The sequence below is a fragment of the Pleurocapsa sp. PCC 7319 genome, assembly GCF_000332195.1.
Classification (GTDB): Bacteria; Cyanobacteriota; Cyanobacteriia; order Cyanobacteriales; family Xenococcaceae; genus Waterburya.
In genome coordinates this window covers 1,031,568-1,050,869 of sequence record NZ_KB235922.1, presented here as the reverse complement: position 1 = coordinate 1,050,869, position 19,302 = coordinate 1,031,568, and the positions used below count along the sequence as shown (strand labels likewise).

Below are 19,302 nucleotides of genomic sequence, written 5' to 3'. Positions count from 1 at the left end.
AGGATCAGAAATCTTCGAGGCTATTGAAGCCAATGAATTATTTAATTTTAACTATTGCAGGTATATCGATCGCCATTGGGATTTTTGTTGGTGCATTAATTGTCTGGTTTATTTATTTTTGGCGACGGCGAGAAATTATTGATAGCCTCATGAAGCCAGAAGATTTAGTAGGTCTTTGTGGCATCGTCGAACTTCCATTTGATGCCGATAGTAAGGGGAAGGTACGAGTCGAAGTTAAGGGAACAATGGTAGATTTGGTTGCCCTCACCGATGATCGACAAGGATTTCAGGTCGGTGATCGCGTTTTGATTATTCAAATGCAAGGGAACAAGGTTTGGGTAGCAAGACACGATACCCAGTAACCGACGGGGAAACATTATGGAACAGTTAATTAAGCATTTCAGGAAAGTAATTATGGAAATACACAATAATCTAACCACTATAAACGTTCAAGAAACTCTGATCGCCCAAATTCCTCAAGTTAGACAGGACAATAATGCTAATAGCCTGTTATATACTTTTCTGCCCATTTCTTTAGGAATATTTGGCACCATACTTTTAATTTGGTTTCTCAATTCCTTCTTATGTGTCTGCAAACCCAATGAAGTAGTAATACTTTCGGGAAGAAAACGCAAAACCAAAGGAGGACAAGAGGTCGGCTATCGGGTTTTGGCTGGGGGGAGAGGTATTCGCATCCCCATCCTGGAAACCATTAAACGTATTGATGTTACTACTATGCCAGTAACGGTAAAAGTAACTAATGCCTATGCTAAAGGTGGAACCCCCTTAGATATTCAGGCGATCGCCAATGTGAAAATTTCTAGCAATCCCCAAGTTGTGGGCAATGCGATCGAACGTTTTCTAGATCAAGATCGCAAAGAGATTATTCGCGTCGCCAGGGAAACCCTCGAAGGTAATTTACGGGGCGTAGTAGCTACCCTTACTCCAGAAGAATTAAACGAAAACCGTCTGCAATTTTCGCAGCGGATTGCGTCTGATGTCAGTCGTGATTTAAACAAGCTAGGTTTACAGTTAGATATTCTCAAAATTCAAACCATCTCAGATAACGTAGACTATCTTAATTCTCTGGGGCGTAGACAAATTGCTTTAGTGATTAAAAATGCTGAGATTGCAGAATCTAATGCCCTGAGTGAAGCAGAACAAATTGAAGCTAAGTGTGAAGAAGAAACTGCAGTTGCCATTACCCAAGATCGGATTGTGATTCAAGATCAAGAAAACGAACTACGGAAAATTACTGCCGAATTAGAACAAAAAGCGCGCTCAGAAGAAGAACGAACTACCGCCGCAGCCCTAGAAGCTACAGCTAAGGCACAACAACAGTTACAAACAGTTCGGGCGCAATTAGAAAGATTGCGTTTAGAAGCGGAACAAGTTTTACCTGCCGAAGCCGAGCAGGTGGCTAAAGGATTATTAGCCAAGGGAGAAGCCGCAGCACTAAAAGAAAATGCTGAAGCAGCAGCTTTAGTCAACGAGATGCTGGGGGAAGTATGGCAGTCAACTGGTAAAGATGCTAAGGAATTATTCTTAATTCAACAGTTAGAAACAGTGCTAGAAGAGGCTGTAGCCATTCCCGAAAGACTGAAATTAGACAAAGTAAATGTGATTGACAATGGTGATGGAAAATCTCTTGCCAGCTTGGTTAATGTCTATCCCGAAATTGTTGCCCAATTCCTCAATAGTGTTAATGACACTTTGGGAATAGATGTAATTGGTACTCTTAATCCTCAAGCTAAAGATACTGGAAAAACAATCAGTAATCAGTAATCAGTAATCAGTAATCAGTAATCAGTAATTAAGACAATGGAAATTATTGCAACTTTATTAGGAATTTTTGGATTGGGTACGGGTGCGGGCTGGTTTATGATTCGCAATCTTTACTATATTTGCCAACCCAGTGAAATCTTGATTTTTGCAGGCACAAAAACTCGAAGTCATGATGGGAAAGAAGTGGGTTATCGCTTAGTCAAAGGAGGTAGCAGTATCAGGATGCCTTTAATTGAACAAGCCTTTCGCATGGATTTGACCAACATGATCATTGAGTTAAAAGTAGCCAACGCCTACAGTAAGGGAGGTATTCCTTTAACGGTAGAAGGGGTAGCCAATATCAAAATTGCTGGGGAAGAACCAACTATTCATAATGCGATCGAAAGGTTACTGGGAAAAAGTCGTCAACAAATTGAGATGTTAGCGAAACAAACTCTAGAAGGAAATCTGCGGGGGGTACTAGCTAGCTTAACTCCCGAACAAGTTAACGAAGACAAGATTGCCTTTGCTAAAAGTTTATTGGACGAAGCAGAAGACGACCTGGAAAAACTAGGATTAGTCTTGGATAATCTGCAAATCCAAAATATTTCTGATGAAGTTCACTATTTAGACTCTATCGGACGACAACAGCAAGCAGAACTGTTACGAGATGCTCGTATAGCCGAGGCTTCAGCCAAAGCAGAATCTACAATTAAAGACTCGGAGAATAAAAAAGCTACTTCCCTCAGACAAATTACTCGAGATCTAGAAATTGCCAAAGCCGAAGCGGAAAAAAGAATCCGTGATGCCATAACCAAACGAGAAGCCTTAGTCGCAGAAGCTGAAGCGGAAGTTGTCGCTGAAGTGGCAAAAGCCGAAGCTGAAGTTGCCGTTCAAACTGAACGCATTAAACAAGTAAAACAACAGTTACAAGCTGATGTAGTTGCCCCAGCCGAAGCCCAATGCAAACAGGCGATCGCCAAAGCGAAAGGGGATGCAGCTAGTATTATTGAGGATGGGAAAGCCCAAGCCGAAGGGACACAACGTTTAGCGGAGTCTTGGAAAGCAGCAGGAGCCAACGCCAAAGATATTTTTCTGTTCCAAAAATTAGAAACCCTAATGAAAATGATGGCGGCGGGTGTTCCCGATGTGCAGGTAGAAAGTCTGACTGTAGTTGATGGCAAAGACGGTAGTAAAGCTACTCAAATTGCTTCTTTTGTCGAACAGTTACGCCAAACCACTGGAGTTGATGTGGCAGAAGTTGCCCAGAATTTGGCTGGTAATGGTGCGGTTAAACCCATAAAAAAACTAGAGGCAACTGAAGTGGATGAACTGTAAGCAATGGATAATGCCTTTTAATATCAATTTGGGAAATATCTTAGACAAATAATATTTTCGTGAGATCAAACTGTTGTCAGTCCTTACAATCAGTCTTTCGTACATAGCTTCTGATAGCTGATAGCTATTTGACAAGTCAAATTTTCCTACCAACAGTGGGATGAGAAATATCGCTAATATCGACCAGATCATTTGATTGACCGTAACGGTAAAGTCTTTTGCCCAGCCTCGGATAATCAGCGACGTCGTGCTGAAGCCTTTGACCAACAACAATGCAACGTAGGATTTCAGAGCCTGTATTTTTCATTGTGTGAGGCAAACCACCAGCAGGATAGCCAATAAAATCACCAGCGCGTACCTCGTAATTAGCCTCATCAATTGTTACCGTAGCAGTACCAGAAAGAACGTATACGCATTCTTCCTCAAAATGATGTACATGATACTCTGTGGATTCGTATCCAGGAAAGACCTCAATGATATGGAAACCCAAGTTTTTTAAGCCAACCACATCCCCAAGTGACTTGTTCGTCCTTTTGGCATTCTCATTCAGGAAATGGGTCTTGGCTAAACCTTCCATTGCCTCGATTTCATTACTGCGTATGATGTAGTTCATAACTTGTTATTTTTTCCAGGGTAATTTTGTTCCCATTTCCGTGGCGGCAGAAAAAATCAAATAGATAATCAGGAAGCAAACTCCTACTAAAAAAGGTATTAAATCGTTATTCATAGTGATTGTAATAACTGAATTTTAGAGCGATATTGTGATTTTAACAGCTATAAGCTCTAAGCCTTTAGCTATAAGCTCTAAAGTTTATCTGAAGTTTTTAGTTTTTAGTTTTTAGTCTCAGGGGGTGAAAACATTTAGTAACGTAACTCCTTTATCCTCGACAATAATTACATTTTCTATAAGAATAGCCATCGTCTATAAGCGGCAAGCTAGCCTAGTATATATAGCTCGGGAGGAAATGTTAATCATGGCGATCGCAACTATTAATCCGGCAACAGGAGAAACCCTTAAAACTTTCACTCCTCTAACTGATACTGAAATAGAAACTAAACTATCTCTGGCACAATCGGCTTTTGAACAGTATCGTCAAACAACTTTTGCTCAACGAAGCCAATGGCTTAAGCAAGCAGCAGATATTTTAGAACAAGATCACCTTAAGTTTGCCCAGATCATGACTACGGAAATGGGGAAACCGTTAGCGAGTGCGATCGCTGAAGCGAAAAAATGCGCTTTAGTCTGCCGTTTCTACGCCGAGAAAGCCCCAGAATTTCTGGCAGATGTTGTCATTGAAAGTGATGCTAGTCATAGCTATATCGCTTATCAACCTCTCGGAGTCATCTTGGCGGTAATGCCCTGGAATTTTCCCTTCTGGCAGGTATTTCGCTTTGCTGCTCCCGCATTAATGGCTGGTAATGTAGGCATTCTCAAACACGCTTCTAATGTGCCTCAGTGTGCCTTGGCGATCGAGGAAATTATCTCTCGGGCTGGTTTTCCTCCCAGAGTATTTCAAACTCTATTAATTGGAGCAAGTCAAGTTAAATCAATTGTCGAAGATGACCGCGTGAAAGCAGCTACTCTGACCGGAAGTGAGCCGGCAGGAGCAGCTTTAGCTTCGGCTGCGGGACAACAAATCAAAAAAGTAGTTTTGGAACTAGGGGGAAGCGATCCTTTTATTGTCCTAGAAAGTGCTGACATTGAAGAGGCGGTGACCACGGGCATTAAAGCACGAATGCTTAATAATGGGCAGTCTTGTATAGCGGCAAAACGTTTTATTGTTGCCGATAGTATTGCAGATAAGTTTGAGTCTCAATTACTTAGTAAGTTTAAAGCTTTGACTATTGGCGATCCAATGGAGGAGGGAACAGATATTGGACCTTTAGCAACTGAGACAATTCGCTCCGACTTAGACCATCAGGTACAATCAGCAGTTAAACAGGGTGCCAAGGTGTTAATTGGAGGAGAGTCCATGACAGATCGTCCTGGGAACTTCTATCCACCTACTATTTTGACCAATATTTCCCCAGATTCTGCGATCGCCAAGGAAGAATTTTTTGGACCGGTGGCGATGTTGTTTCGTGTCCCGGATATTGATCGAGCGATCGCTCTGGCAAATGATATTCCCTTCGGCTTGGGTGCGAGTGCCTGGACTAATAATCCTGCTGAAAAAGAACGTTTAATTTCTGAAATTGAAGCGGGAGCAGTATTCATTAATGGTATGGTCAAATCAGATCCTCGATTGCCTTTTGGTGGAATTAAGCGATCGGGTTACGGTCGTGAATTGAGTAGTCAAGGAATTCATGAATTTGTCAATATCAAAACCGTCTGGATTAAATGAAATTAAATTAATATAACTTCATTGATTTTGGCTGTAATTAGTCTATAGCTCGCAATTATAATTAATTTTTGTAAAGTATGATTGCGATAGCTTTAATTTTCTGGCTTGATTTAAGAATAGCAAATAAGTTTCTTTTGTTTCGTGCATTTTTCTGGTTCTTAACTGAACTGAATGGCTAGTTAAATTAGAGATAGCCAGATTTACTCTAATTTCTGCGAAATAGAATGTAATCACAGTGAAACTTTAGCCAAGAAAATATATTACTAAAATTGTGAGTTATTAGATTTTCTTCATCAAGAAAGGCTATCAATAGTAATTTTCATCTGCTCAGATACCTTAGTTTCATTTTTAGGAGTTAACTTAAAAATCATGCAAATGCTCAAAAAACTGTTCAAGTCTGATAAAAAATACTACCTGGAATTAGATGCAGTACAAGATAAAGCATCGGAAGTAGTGGATGCAGTGCAAGATAAAGCAGCAGAAGTAGCTGATGCAGTGCAAGATAAAGCAGCAGAAGTAGCTGATGCAGTGCAAGATAAAGCAGCAGAAGTAACTGATGCAGCACAAGATAAAGCAGCAGAAGTAACTGATGCAGCACAAGATAAAGCAGCAGAAGTAGCTGATTCTCAGCCTGTAAAAGAAGCAGTTGAAACTGGTGAGCAGGTGATAGATGAGGCTCAAGAAAAATTACAGTCAGCTACTGAGAAAGAATCACGGTCAGAGAAAAAAGCTGCTAAAGCTCCATCTGGCAAGAGCAAGAAAGGAAGCAGTAAAAAAGCTGCCAAAGACTCTCAAAAAGAAACCGCAGCTCCATCTGCAGCTGCACTTAAAAGTTCTGGTGCTTCTTCTTATGAACCTCCATTTTGGGTTGCTGCAATGTATAAGAGCAACAATAGTAGTGGCGAGAATAACTCAAATAGCCAAGCAGGGCAAACTTTTGCCACCGATAATTTGATGCCCACGATTACCAAGTATCGTCGCCGTCCAGGTCCTAGCCTAAACAAATTTAAAGACATGGCTAGTAAAACTAGAACTCGCAGGGGTTAGATGCTAATACTAGATTCTTAAAATTAAGATCAAAACTTTTTTTAAAGCATAGTAGACGGAAGAATTATCTTGCTAAAAGTATCCTTCCGTCTTTGTCTTTCGCTTTACAATTTTAGGACAAAGATTATATTCAAATAATTAAAGGATAAGCAAAGTAAATTATAGAATTATAATTAATTCTACTTTGTCCCTCTTTCAGATAAGATGAGAATTGCTGCTTAAAACTTAAGCCAGTGTTGATTTGGGAAATGGTAAAGCCCGCCGAGTTTTCCTGAATTATAAATTTATATTTGTATTGTGTTAAAACGGGTTATTTAGCGAGAGAAAATCAATGAATCAAGAAATTTTTGACAAGGTTAAAAATATTGTTGTCGAGCAACTAGAAGTTGAGGCAGATCGAGTTACACCTGAAGCTAGCTTCGCCAATGATTTGGGTGCAGATTCACTAGATACGGTGGAATTGGTTATGGCTTTAGAAGAAGAGTTTGATATTGAAATTCCTGATGAGGCAGCCGAACAGATTGATACAGTAGGAAAAGCGGTAGAACATATCAGTTCTGAAACAGGAGCAGCTGCCTAGTTTATTCATTTCATAATAATTAAATTTATTAGGTTTGACGATGGCTGCTAAGTGCTGGCTTACAATATAGTGAAGCCTGATTGCTCTTTCCCAAACATACAAAATTCTGTATTAATCACCCTGCATTAGCCAAGAGATAGTATGTAGGGGGATCAAGCTAAACAGCAGCCTCACAAAAATAAAATACTGGCTATAGAAAAAGTATTTAGAGAGTTAGAGAGCAAAGATGACAAACTGGCAGAATAAACGAGTCGTAATTACAGGCTTGGGTGCGATTACGCCCATTGGCAATAATTTAACAGAATATTGGAATGGTCTATTGCAGGGACATAATGGAGTTGGTCCCATTACTCTATTTGATGCCTCTAAACATGCCTGTCAAATTGCTGCTGAGGTCAAAGATTTTGACCCCCATAACTATCTAGATAAAAAAGATGCTAAGCGTATGGATCGCTTTGCTCAATTTGGAGTATCAGCTAGTAAACAAGCGCTCGCTGATGCTAATTTTGTGATTGACGATCTTAATGCCGACCGAGTAGGAGTTCTAATTGGAAGTGGGGTAGGTGGTATCAAGGTCTTAGAAGACCAAAACAAGAATTTAATTACCAAAGGTCCCAGGAAAGTCAGTCCTTTTACCATTCCCATGATGATCGCCAATATGGCAGCAGGTTTGACGGCAATCCATACAGGGGCTAAAGGTCCAAATTCTTGTACTGTGACGGCCTGTGCAGCAGGTTCTCACGCTATCGGAGATGCATTTCGTCTCATTCAAAGAGGTTACGCCACAGCAATGATTTGTGGTGGTGCCGAAGCAGCAGTCACCCCTTTTTCGGTTGCTGGCTTTTGTTCAGCTAAAGCATTATCTACTCGTAATGATGATCCAGCCCATGCCAGCCGACCTTTTGATCGCGATCGCGACGGGTTTGTTATGGGAGAGGGGTCTGGCATTCTGTTTTTAGAAGAGTTAGAGCATGCCAAGGCTCGCGGAGCTAAAATTTATGGCGAAATAGTCGGTTATGGGATGACTTGTGATGCTTACCATATGACTTCTCCCGTACCAGGAGGACAAGGAGCAGCTAGAGCAATTGAATTAGCTCTTCTCGATGCCAATCTTACTCCTGAACAAGTAGATTACATCAATGCTCACGGAACAAGTACTCCTGCCAATGATTCCAATGAAACTAAGGCGATTAAAAAAGCTTTAGGCAAAAGTGCTGAAGAAGTTGTCATTAGTTCGACCAAATCCATGACTGGTCATTTGCTGGGAGGCTCAGGCGGAATTGAAGCTGTGGCGACAATAATGGCGATCGCCAATGATCGAGTTCCACCAACAATCAATTTAGCTAATCCCGACCCTGAATGTGACTTAGACTACATACCAAATACTAGCCGTGAACATCAAGTAAATGTTGCCTTATCTAACTCTTTTGGTTTTGGTGGTCATAATGTTACTTTAGCTTTTAAAAAATATAGCTAATTGACTAATTGTTTATAAATTCTAGATTCTCAAAAATTGTTCGATTACAATCAAGAAATAGAATTGAAATTTTTTAGTACTTGGTCAACAATTAATCTTAGCTGAAAATAAAAACCTAAATTGCTCAGAAGACTTGCAGAGTCTCTTATTCAAGATTTTTCTTGTTACAAAACTTAAAACCATTACAGTGTATATGGTTTCAGCTGCTTATAGTAGCTTACAAAGGGGATTTCCCGACAGGTCTGAAACATCATTAAATTATGATCATTAGGAAATTACATACCAAAATAGGAATGGTAGAACTTGCTAGCCGTTCCTTTGGGATGAGAATATAGGTAAAAGACCTGATGCAACTTTTTTAAGATTAAGTATCAAAGACTTTTGCTCCTTATATTTAGAGGTGCAATGAGCTAGCTCTAATTTTGTTTTATCGTAGTTCATTTATATAACGAATATGGTAGTCGCCACCCAATCAAGTAAATCAGTTGAAGAACTTTGTATTAATTCAATTCGTTTTTTAGCAATAGAAGCAATAGAAAAAGCTAAATCTGGGCATCCAGGATTGCCTATGGGTGCTGCTCCCATGGCTTTCGTGCTTTGGGATAAGTTCATGCGCTACAATCCCAAAAACCCCAAATGGTTTAATCGCGATCGCTTTGTTCTCTCTGCTGGTCATGGTTCAATGCTACAGTATGCTCTACTGTATCTTGCCGGATATGACAGTGTAACAATTGAAGATATTAAACAATTTCGTCAGTGGAAGTCCGCTACTCCTGGGCATCCCGAAAATTTTATGACTGCTGGGGTGGAGGTTACTACTGGTCCTCTAGGTCAAGGTATTGCTAATGGTGTTGGTTTGGCTCTAGCAGAAGCGCATTTGGCTGCTAAATTTAATAAACCGGATACTAAACTTGTCGATCATTACACCTACGTAATTTTAGGTGACGGTTGCAACATGGAAGGCATTTCTGGTGAAGCCTGTTCTTTCGCTGGACACCAAGGATTAGGTAAATTAATCGCACTTTATGACGATAACCATATTTCTATTGATGGTTCAACTGATGTAGCCTTTACCGAAGATGTATCCAAGAGATTTGAGTCTTATGGTTGGCATGTACTTCATGTAGAAAATGGCAATACTGACCTTGATGCCATAGCTAAAGCAATTGAACAAGCGAAGTCTGTCACCGACAAACCTACCATGATTAAGGTAACAACTACCATCGGCTATGGTGCACCCAATAAACAGGATACTGCTGGTATTCATGGTTCTGCCTTAGGTGCAGATGAAATCAAGCTAACCCGTGAGAACTTAGGCTGGACTTATGAGCCTTTTGAAGTTCCTCAGGAAGCTATTGATTATATGGGTAAAGCAGTTGAACGTGGTGATGGCTATGAACAAGAATGGAATCAAATTTTAGCTAGCTACAAATCTAAATATCCTAAAGAAGCAGCAGAATTTGAGCGTTTCATTAGTGGTAAATTACCTGATGGCTGGGACAAAGTATTACCTACCTACACCCCTGAAGATAAAGCTTTAGCAACCCGTAAATATTCTGAAGCTTGTCTCAATAAATTAGCTCCTGTAGTTACTGAATTAATTGGTGGTTCTGCGGATTTAACTCACTCTAACCTTACTGAGCTTAAAGGCTTTGGTGACTTCCAAAAAGGTGCACACCAAAACCGTAACGTTCACTTTGGTGTCCGTGAACATGGTATGGGCGCGATATGCAACGGAATATTTTTACATGGTTCGGGTTTGATTCCTTACGGTGCAACCTTCCTGATCTTCACTGATTACATGAGGGCTGCTATTCGTCTATCTGCTCTTTCTGAGGTCGGAGCAATTTGGGTCATGACTCACGACTCCATCGGACAAGGGGAAGATGGTCCAACTCACCAACCAATTGAAACTTTGGCTTCTTTGAGAGCTATTCCTAATCTAACTGTAATTCGTCCTGCGGATGGTAATGAGGTTTCTGGAGCCTATAAAGTTGCGATTGAAAATTCCAAACAAAGTAAACCAACTTTAATGGCATTTTCTCGTCAGGGAGTACCTAACTTGGAAGGAAGTTCTTTAGAAAACACTACCAAAGGCGGTTATGTTCTTTCCTGTGGTTTTGCTCCTGAAGAACTCGATCTAATCTTGATTGGTACTGGTAGCGAACTTCAGCTTTGTGCTGGTGCTGCCAAAAAACTAATTGCTGAAGGTAAGAAAGTACGAGTAGTTTCTCTGCCTTCTTGGGAGCTATTTGAATCTCAAGATGCAGCTTACCGAGATTCTGTATTACCTAAAGTTGCTGCCAAACGCCTGTCTGTAGAAGCTGGTACAAATTTTGGTTGGTCAAGATATGTCGGTGCTGATGGTGGATCTGTTGGTATCGAAACTTTTGGTGCCTCGGCTCCTGGCGGAACTTGCCTGGCAGAATTTGGCTTTAATGTTGATAATGTAGTTGCCAAAGCTAAAGAATTAATCGGTTAATTCTTTTCTTGAATTTATTCTTTGATTTAGAACAAACTCCAATCAACAGAATAATCAATCGTAGTTAATTGTGCAGCCCTGTCTTATTACAGGGCTTTTTTCAATAGTAATAGTACTACTCTTACATTAGGACACTTATTACTCACCCTTCGGGAGGTGCCCTAAAGGACTTCCTTCGGTCGCGCATTCCCTTGCCCAGATAACGCTCCTGGGTAAACGCCTTACGTCGCCCTAAAGGATACCCTAAAGGGTTCAGCAGTTTCTTTAAGCGGGACAAAGGCCAGGCGTATGGCCGCATCGTACCCCGCCAACGAACTGCTGAACCGCTCCGCATAACGCGGGGTCGCACCTTTACTGACGAGCAATCAAATAAACTTGTCCTAATACAACTTTGTACGGCTATAGTATTCACGATGGATAAATTGTTTAAGATGTTATGCACTCCTATTCCTTAGTTGCACCAGCGAAAATCAATCTATATCTTGAGATTATTGGCGATCGCCCTGATGGGTTTCACGAGTTAGTGATGATTCTGCAAAGTATTGAACTAGCAGATCGGATAGATATCAAACCCAGCGATACTCAAGACATCTATATTTACTGTACTCATCCTCAAGTACCTACTGATGAGAGTAACCTTGCCTATCGTGCAGCTAAGTTAATGTGCGACACTTTTCCCGATCTTTATGCTAACTACGGTGGAGTAAATATCAAAATCAAGAAAAATATTCCTGTGGCTGCTGGATTGGCTGGCGGTTCTAGTAATGCAGCAGCAGTTTTAGTAGGAATTAATCTGATGTGGGAGCTGGGGCTAACTCAACCTGAATTACAAGATTTAGCCGCTAAATTAGGCTCCGATATCCCCTTTTGTATCTCTGGAGGTACAGCGATCGCTACTGGCAGAGGAGAAAAATTAGATGCTCTGAAAGATTTAGATAATATGTGGCTGATTTTAGCTAAATATGACAATACCAGTGTTTCTACTCCCTGGGCATACAAAACCTATCGCCAGAAATATGGTCAATCTTATATTTCTGATCGCGCGGGAATTAAGTCTCGTACTGCTGAATTACACTCTAGCCCAATAGTTAGTTCTATTGCGCAAAAAAATATTGAGGAAATTGGCAAACTACTATCTAACGATTTAGAAAAAGTAGTTTTACCCGAATATCCTCAGGTGGCAGAATTAAAATCAGCTTTTGCCAAGCAAAACGTATTAGGGACAATGATGTCTGGTTCTGGCCCTACTGTATTTGCGTTGTGTGAATCAGAGTCAAAAGCGATCGCTGTCAAACAGCAGGTGAGAAACCAAATCACCGACCCGCAACTCAATTTTTGGGTAACAAGACTATCTAGTAATGGTATTCAAATTGACGACTCCACCAGTTAGCTCCCTATCGGTCGCTAGAACAGGTGGATTCTCACTTCCTTAGAATTTGCTCAGTCGTAGATTTTTCACGTCCACTCCCTAGTCTGACAATTCCTCCATGAGCAGTAGCCTTGCGCCCCAAGGCTAATAATCGTAGTGCTTCGTCTCTGATGTTCTGAGCTGCGTTGACATCCCTATCTATGTGCTTTATACCGCAGTTGGGACAATCCCAATATCGTACATCGAGAGGAAGTTTGTCTATGTGATATAGACATTTATTATGTAGCTTGCTGCTGGGAAAAAACCTGTCTACTTGCATGTAGATTTTTCCTGACCATTCAGCCTTGTACTTGAGCATGGTATTGAGCATTCCCCAACCCACATTGCTGATCGCTAATGCTAACTTGGGATTTTTGACCATGCCTTTGACGTTAAGATTTTCCACCGCAATGACTTGGTTCTCGTCAACTATCCTACGTGATAGCTTGTGGAGAAAATCTAACCGACAATTACTTACTTTTTCATATACCTTTGCTGCTAGTTTTTTGGCTTTATATCTTCTATGAGAATCTTGTTGTTTACGAGTTAACTTTTGCTGTTTACGCTTCAGGTTTTGTTGATGCTTCTTGAACCAGCGAGGATTGTTATATTTAGAGCCATCGCTAGTTACACAGATATCAGATATACCCACATCTAGACCCACAACTTTACCTTGGTCACTGGCTTGAGGAATTTCAATTTCATGATCAACCAATATCGAGGCGTAGTATTTACCACTTGGCACTTGAGATATCGTCACCGTTTTGACTATGCCCTCGATTGGTTGAGATATCTTGGCTTCAACTAATTTGAGTTTAGGAAATTTGATGTATCCATCTAGCACTTTTACATTCTGAGGATAGCTGATAGATTGCTTATTCCCTTTGGCTTTGAACCGAGGAAATCTACCTCTGCCCTCAAAAAAATTGATAAAAGCATTAGATAAATTAAGTGCTACTACTTGAAGACACTGAGAATAGGGTTCACTTAGCCATTCAAACTCTTTTTTCAAGCCTGGTAAGAGCGACTGTATGGCACCACGACTCAAACCTTTTCCTGTCTCTTGATATGTTTTTTGAGTAAGAGCAAGACTATAGTTCCAATACCAACGAGCGCAACCAAAGCTTTGTGCTAAGTGCCGTTTCTGTTCGCTATTGGGATATAGTCTCACTTTTACTGCTTTAAGCATTATCAGAAGAAAATGAATCTGATAAAAATATAACACATTACGCCTATGTGTCGCTAACTGTTGAACCTTTTAGGGCTAAGTTGTACAGTTCGTTCTCATCCCCCAGTTACTACGTCGAACAGGGGGATTTCTCACTCACACGTTAAATCCAATTCCTAAATCTGGATTAAGAATACATACAAAATTGACTATTATCAATAATTGCTTCTCCGTGATCGGGAACCCAAGCCACCCATGACGATTCGGATTCCTTACACAGAATCAATGCTTCATCATGACTATAGGGATTGGGCAATTTGAGTAGTTTTACCCAGGTATTGGGCAAATGTAGCTCAATTGCTGTATCAAGAGATAAATTGGATTTTACCGAACACCACTGAGGAGTTGTGGAGTTAGAATCTAGAATTGTGTTGCTCATTTTTCTTTTAGGGTTAAGGTGATTAAAATACCCTTCGACAAGATGCTAGATACTTATCTCATAAAATTGCTATTAATGTTATGTTTCTATCCGTCGTATCTTTATCTTTGCCTCCCACAATAATTCACTAGCTAGTTTGAAACGAAACAGCACTTGTTGATGGGCAGTTTTTATATTTATGTATCAAGAATGACAAAAAATATACTTTCTGTATCTAAAGTTACAAAAAAACACTTTTCCCGTCAAGGAAATGTTTGAGAAATTTACACCGAGAAATAAATCTAGATACTTATGACTCAACCCGAAGCACTACAGAATCTGCTCCAGGCGATCGCAAATGGCGAAATTAGCCCCGAAACTGCTTTGGAGAAACTTAAACACTTACCTTTTGAACCTGTAGACGAATTTGCCAAAATAGATCATCATCGAAGACTAAGAACAGGCTTCCCAGAAGTTATTTGGGGAGCAGATAAAACTCCCGAACAAATTATCAAGATCATAACTGCTATGAGACAAGGTGACACAGTAGTTATGGCAACTCGTATCGAAGCAGAAGTTTATCAGCAACTTAAGATTGCCATTCCCGATTTAAAGTATTATCCGACTGCCCGTATCTGCGCCTTATCTGCACCTGAAGCTCCAACCCAAATCGGAACTATTTCTATTCTCACTGCGGGTACTGCCGATATTCCCGTTGCCGAAGAAGCAGCGATTACTGCCGAATTGTCTGGGTTTGCCGTCACTCGCCTCTGGGATGTAGGAGTAGCAGGAATACATCGTCTGCTCAGTCATCGACATGTTGTTAATGATGCAGATGTTTTAATTGTAGTGGCAGGTATGGAAGGGGCATTACCCAGCGTGGTGGCAGGTATGGCAGATTGTCCAGTTATTGGAGTACCCACTAGTATTGGCTATGGAGCAAGCTTTAGTGGAGTTGCACCATTGCTAACTATGCTTAATTCTTGTGCTGCGGGTATTGGAGTCGTCAATATTGACAATGGCTTTGGAGCAGCAATCCTTGCTGGACAGATATTACGTACTGCCAAAAAAATTGGTGCTGTTAGTGATGCAAATAGTTAATTAGATAAAAATCGATAGTGAATCAGCAAAGTGTGGCACTACTTAAGAAACTAGTATGCACATATTGTGAAGTCACTACCAACCCAGCATGCTGTATCTAAATCAGACCTTCTTGCTTCGCCCCACCTTGAGTTAATTCCATTGGTGGTGAGTCCCCTTACCTCCGCAATGCCTGGTTGAATAATAGATACGCTGATTGACGACCTCCCAACAATAAGACCAGATGGTGACTTAATAGAAAAACTGCCATTTCCACCAAATTGTCTAAAGATACAATTTCCCCTAAACTGAATTTCCCTTGAGGCACCTTTAATAACACAAAATGCATCAGCTCCTAGAGCAGACTTCTGTGTTTGTGTCATGATTGACACTGCAATCATAGTAAATAGAAACTTTTTAATCATTACGATGTTGTCCAAGTAATACATTTAAACTCTAACGACCCCATCCTAGCCGATTGACCTCAAAAACCGACACTCGTAACGAAATAATCGCTGATTTCTGCTTTTTTCTACTAGTTTCAATAAATAAGTCCCAACATCTCTGCTAGGACTCTGCTTTTTATACTCGTTTTTATATTCTCCGATTATCCACTACTCAACATGCTGAAGCAGCGATCTCAAGCCGATATTCTCTGTAATGACGATCACTCTCAATGATGATCTGGGTGATGATCGCTGAGCAACAGTCAGAATAGCCCCAATACTTCTCGTTTAAGAATTTTATTTAGGAACTGGAAAAATCTGGAGTTGGGGAATTGGAGAACTGGGGAATTAATTATCTCCCTAAAAAAGAAGTATTGAGAGCAGCCAGAAGTTACATTGCGAGGGAGAACCCGAAGGGAGAACTTAAGTCTACCAAGGTAACTTACTGCCATCCCAAGCAAAAAACTCTCCACTATCTTTCATCTCTAAATTGGATATTACTTTTGATAAGAGATTAACTGTATGTTCCACAGGAAAAAGTTTACCGGGAGGAACATTTTTTTGAAATGGTTGAGAAAGTCTGGTGTCGGTAGTGCCTGGATGTAGAGCGACCACAATAGTTTTAGGGCATCGGCGACTATATTCGATCGCCGTAGTTTTAAGAAACATATTTAATGCTGCTTTAGAAGCCCGATAGCCATACCATCCCCCAAGACGATTATCGCCAATACTACCAACTTTAGCGGAGATACTGGCAAAAATACTGCGATCGCTCTTTTTAAATAGGGGCATCAGATGTTTAGCGAGTAGAACTGCGCCAATACTATTAACCTGGAAGGAATAAATTAAGTTTTCTGATTTGATCTGTCTGAGGCTTTTTTCGGGATTCAAATTGCCTTCGTGGAGAACGCCAACACAATAAATAGCCAGATGTATTTGCTTTACAGATTCTTGGATTTGCTTGATTCCAGCGATAATCTGAGATTCGTCAGTGATATCAACTTGTAAACATTCTAAGCGATCGCGATGCTGCTCTTGTAAAGTTAGTAATTCAACAGCACTTGACTGATTACGATAAGTAGCGAAAATACGCTGAAAATTATCTTTTTGGAGCAAGGCTCGAACAAACCCTAACCCAATCCCCTGACTTGCCCCCACTACCAAAGCATTGGCATGATTAATTTCTGCTAACACGTGTTTATACTATATTTTTGCTAGATCGTACTCCAGTTATAAATTGTAAACGATTGTAAATTATGATTGGTTAAAGTTTAGTCTCCATAGTTTTATTTTTCAGCATTAAAAATCAAGATCATGAATCAATTACAGGCTTTAATCTTTGATGTAGACGGTACTCTTGCCAATACTGAAAGAGATGGACATCGAGTAGCTTTTAATAGTGCTTTTGAAGAGGCAGGATTAGATTGGCAGTGGTCGGTAGATTTTTATGGTGAATTACTGACAGTATCAGGGGGAAAAGAAAGGCTCAAATATTATCTTCGCCAATATCAGCCTAACTTTGAAACTAGCAAAGATACTACTGATTTTGTCGCCTATTTACATAAACTTAAGACCAAACATTACTTACAACTCCTCCGTAGTGGTTCAATCCAGCTTCGTCCAGGAGCAAAAAGATTAATTGAATCAGCGAGAGACGCAGGTGTTCGGCTGGCGATCGCCACTACCACTTCTTTTCCGAACGTTGTTGCTTTACTAGAGAAATATCTCGATCTAGATTGGTTTGAAGTTATTGCTGCTGGGGATATAGTGGCATTCAAAAAGCCAGCACCTGATATTTATGATTATGTTCTGGAGAAGATGAAACTTCCTGCGAGCAACTTTTTGGTATTAGAAGATTCTGATAATGGCTTAGAAGCAGCTATCAAAGCGGGACTTAAAACTATTATTACGGTCAATAACTACACCGAAAAACAGGATTTTAGTCAGGCAGCTTTAGTAGTAAGCGATCTGGGAGAGCCTGACCAACCTTGTAAAGTTATTCAGGGTAATTTTGATGGTGATTATTTAGATATTGCCAATTTGCGATCGCTAATGAATAACTATTTTTAAACCGAACTCGCGTCAAGTTAGCTTGAATATAATCGATGATTTTCTTTAGCGTGGGCGATGAATTTTAAAAAAATTCTATCCTAAAATTAAGATACAAAAACAGATCCCTTGAAAGGGCTGCTCTTAAATTAGTTCAAGGTCATAGTAGTATAATTTTTTTGTTGTTTAGCTATTTCTTGTAGTTGACTCACACGATCTTCAGTTAGGGGATGGGTACGAAATAGAGATTGTAAACTACTTGTCGAGAAAGGATTCATGATTAATACTGGTTCAAAAGCGGGGTTCCCATTCATCGGTACTTGTTTTCCCACGGATTCTAGCTTCTGTAAAGCACTAGCTAAAGCTAAAGGATTACCAGTAATTTCAGCAGCACCACGATCAGCGGAGAATTCACGAGTGCGGGAAATAGCCATCTGAATGATCGATGCAGAGATGGGAGCAAGAACAACTAATATCAATACTCCAATAGGATTACCACCCTGACGATTATCTCGGCTAACAGGACCATATAATGCACCGAAAGTTAACATTCTACCGAGAAATGTTATCGCACCACCTAAAGTACCAGCTACAGCTTGAGTTAACGTATCACGGTTTTTGATATGGGTTAATTCGTGAGCAATTACTCCTGCTAATTCATCTTTGTCTAGTATTTGCATAATCCCTTGGGTTACTGCTACGGTAGCATGGTTGGGATCTCTACCAGTAGCAAAAGCATTAGGAGTTTGAGTAGGAACAACAAATAATTTTGGCATGGGCAAATCAGCTTTCTTGGTTAAATTTGCTACCATGTCGTACAATTCTGATGCATCATCGCGACTGATGGGTTGTGCTCGGTAAGCAGCAAGTGCTGCTTTATCAGAATAAAACCAAGAGCCAAAACTACTTATTGCTGCAAAGATCAGACCTATAATTGCCCCTTGTTCATTACCAGTTGCCCAGTATCCACCCAGAACTAATATCCCACTCAGTAGTCCTAAAAGAGCTGCTGTTTTGATTTGATTACCTCTGTACATATAAATTTATCGGAATTCACTATCGTAAAAGTTTTTTGATGATGGGATACATTAAATATCAGCCAAAAAAGAAATACATCTAGCTAAAGCAATATTTTGTTTGCTCGAACAATAAATGACTGGATATTTGCACAAAAAGCTAAAAGACTGCTATACTTACTGAGTACTAATTTAGGATATATAATTGGTTGGCTTTGTAGATGTTATCCAGAATTAGGTAGTGAACTTGGGCGATTAGCTCAGCGGTAGAGCGCCTGCCTTACAAGCAGGATGCCACTGGTTCAAATCCAGTATCGCCCATAATCTTCAGAAATCTAGGTTTCAGATTTTTGAAGCGATTTAGGAATAAAGTATTCTCTTATATGCTACCCCAAAAATGCCCCAAGTTAGTCGTCTAGCTTTAGGGTATATCTTGTAGAAATGTAAACTAAGCTGCATCTCTACCTGCGGTATCGCGGGTGGCATCTCTATTTGAGCAAGTGGCCCCACCTTTTTCCAGATTTAATATCCTGAACCGTACTTTTAGAAATATTAAACTCTCCTCGTTCGCGTACTAGCTCATCAGAAAAAATATTCAGAACTAATCAAAACTAAAAGGCAAGAAATAATGGTAATTCTGATACATGGTTTTGTTCGTAGCGATTAGCTCTGCCAGTGCGCGAAGCG

17 protein-coding genes and 1 tRNA gene are annotated in these 19,302 nt (G+C 40.2%); 12 read left to right on the top strand and 6 right to left on the bottom strand.

What is annotated here, in order from left to right; all coding sequences use genetic code 11:
• Positions 1–32 precede the first annotated feature (32 nt).
• The 3 genes from PLEUR7319_RS0108820 to PLEUR7319_RS0108810 are packed head-to-tail and all read left to right on the top strand — an operon-like array spanning position 33 to position 3,102.
• Positions 33–362, top strand: coding sequence for an NfeD family protein (locus PLEUR7319_RS0108820; RefSeq protein ID WP_019504857.1), 330 nt, complete (start codon positions 33–35; stop codon positions 360–362).
• 52 nt (positions 363–414) lie between these two features.
• On the top strand, positions 415–1,785 hold the full coding sequence (locus PLEUR7319_RS0108815) for a flotillin family protein (RefSeq protein WP_036799571.1): 1,371 nt from the start codon (positions 415–417) through the stop codon (positions 1,783–1,785).
• 36 nt (positions 1,786–1,821) lie between these two features.
• On the top strand, positions 1,822–3,102 hold the full coding sequence (locus PLEUR7319_RS0108810) for a flotillin family protein (RefSeq protein ID WP_019504855.1): 1,281 nt from the start codon (positions 1,822–1,824) through the stop codon (positions 3,100–3,102).
• 136 nt (positions 3,103–3,238) lie between these two features.
• On the opposite strand, the gene PLEUR7319_RS0108805 is transcribed toward PLEUR7319_RS0108810, so the two are convergent.
• Positions 3,239–3,715 carry a cupin domain-containing protein gene (locus PLEUR7319_RS0108805; protein ID WP_019504854.1) on the bottom strand — a complete coding sequence of 159 codons (477 nt, stop codon included), beginning with the start codon at positions 3,713–3,715 and terminating at the stop codon, positions 3,239–3,241.
• 361 nt (positions 3,716–4,076) lie between these two features.
• Between PLEUR7319_RS0108805 and PLEUR7319_RS0108800 the strand changes: the two genes are divergently transcribed.
• The 5 genes from PLEUR7319_RS0108800 (at position 4,077) to tkt (ending at position 11,030) form a co-directional block, all read left to right on the top strand.
• Complete coding sequence (locus PLEUR7319_RS0108800; protein WP_019504853.1) at positions 4,077–5,444, top strand: NAD-dependent succinate-semialdehyde dehydrogenase; 1,368 nt, start codon at positions 4,077–4,079, stop codon at positions 5,442–5,444.
• Positions 5,445–5,813: 369 nt separating this feature from the next.
• Positions 5,814–6,491, top strand: a complete 678-nt coding sequence (locus tag PLEUR7319_RS37935; RefSeq protein ID WP_019504852.1) for a hypothetical protein — start codon at positions 5,814–5,816, stop codon at positions 6,489–6,491.
• A 331-nt stretch (positions 6,492–6,822) separates the two neighbouring features.
• On the top strand, positions 6,823–7,071 hold the full coding sequence (locus tag PLEUR7319_RS0108790) for an acyl carrier protein (protein WP_019504851.1): 249 nt from the start codon (positions 6,823–6,825) through the stop codon (positions 7,069–7,071).
• A 226-nt stretch (positions 7,072–7,297) separates the two neighbouring features.
• The gene (gene fabF, locus PLEUR7319_RS0108785) at positions 7,298–8,548 is read left to right on the top strand and encodes a beta-ketoacyl-ACP synthase II (RefSeq protein WP_019504850.1); all 1,251 of its coding nucleotides are present in this window, start codon (positions 7,298–7,300) and stop codon (positions 8,546–8,548) included.
• A gap of 454 nt (positions 8,549–9,002) precedes the next feature.
• A complete protein-coding gene (gene tkt, locus PLEUR7319_RS0108780; RefSeq protein WP_019504849.1) occupies positions 9,003–11,030 on the top strand; it encodes a transketolase in 2,028 nt (675 codons plus the stop codon).
• Positions 11,031–11,172: 142 nt separating this feature from the next.
• On the opposite strand, the gene PLEUR7319_RS40575 is transcribed toward tkt, so the two are convergent.
• Positions 11,173–11,442, bottom strand: a complete 270-nt coding sequence (locus PLEUR7319_RS40575; protein ID WP_144054277.1) for a hypothetical protein — start codon at positions 11,440–11,442, stop codon at positions 11,173–11,175.
• Between the two features lie 24 nt (positions 11,443–11,466).
• Here PLEUR7319_RS40575 and ispE point away from each other — a divergent pair, with 24 nt between their 5' ends.
• Positions 11,467–12,420 carry a 4-(cytidine 5'-diphospho)-2-C-methyl-D-erythritol kinase gene (gene ispE / locus PLEUR7319_RS0108775; RefSeq protein ID WP_019504848.1) on the top strand — a complete coding sequence of 318 codons (954 nt, stop codon included), beginning with the start codon at positions 11,467–11,469 and terminating at the stop codon, positions 12,418–12,420.
• Between the two features lie 31 nt (positions 12,421–12,451).
• Here ispE and PLEUR7319_RS0108770 read toward each other — a convergent pair whose 3' ends face one another.
• Both PLEUR7319_RS0108770 and PLEUR7319_RS0108765 read right to left on the bottom strand, forming a co-directional pair.
• A complete protein-coding gene (locus PLEUR7319_RS0108770; protein ID WP_019504847.1) occupies positions 12,452–13,627 on the bottom strand; it encodes an RNA-guided endonuclease TnpB family protein in 1,176 nt (391 codons plus the stop codon).
• 166 nt (positions 13,628–13,793) lie between these two features.
• Complete coding sequence (locus PLEUR7319_RS0108765; RefSeq protein ID WP_019504846.1) at positions 13,794–14,045, bottom strand: hypothetical protein; 252 nt, start codon at positions 14,043–14,045, stop codon at positions 13,794–13,796.
• 291 nt (positions 14,046–14,336) lie between these two features.
• On the opposite strand from PLEUR7319_RS0108765, the gene larB reads away from it, so the two are divergent.
• Positions 14,337–15,125, top strand: coding sequence for a nickel pincer cofactor biosynthesis protein LarB (larB, locus tag PLEUR7319_RS0108760; RefSeq protein WP_019504845.1), 789 nt, complete (start codon positions 14,337–14,339; stop codon positions 15,123–15,125).
• Positions 15,126–15,979: 854 nt separating this feature from the next.
• On the opposite strand, the gene PLEUR7319_RS0108750 is transcribed toward larB, so the two are convergent.
• Positions 15,980–16,744, bottom strand: coding sequence for an SDR family NAD(P)-dependent oxidoreductase (locus PLEUR7319_RS0108750; protein ID WP_019504843.1), 765 nt, complete (start codon positions 16,742–16,744; stop codon positions 15,980–15,982).
• Positions 16,745–16,864: 120 nt separating this feature from the next.
• Between PLEUR7319_RS0108750 and PLEUR7319_RS0108745 the strand changes: the two genes are divergently transcribed.
• On the top strand, positions 16,865–17,620 hold the full coding sequence (locus PLEUR7319_RS0108745; protein WP_019504842.1) for an HAD family hydrolase: 756 nt from the start codon (positions 16,865–16,867) through the stop codon (positions 17,618–17,620).
• Positions 17,621–17,748: 128 nt separating this feature from the next.
• On the opposite strand, the gene PLEUR7319_RS0108740 is transcribed toward PLEUR7319_RS0108745, so the two are convergent.
• Positions 17,749–18,636, bottom strand: coding sequence for a zinc metalloprotease HtpX (locus tag PLEUR7319_RS0108740; protein WP_019504841.1), 888 nt, complete (start codon positions 18,634–18,636; stop codon positions 17,749–17,751).
• Positions 18,637–18,864: 228 nt separating this feature from the next.
• On the opposite strand from PLEUR7319_RS0108740, the gene PLEUR7319_RS0108735 reads away from it, so the two are divergent.
• Positions 18,865–18,936 (top strand) — tRNA-Val (locus PLEUR7319_RS0108735).
• The last annotated feature ends 366 nt before the right edge of the window (positions 18,937–19,302 follow it).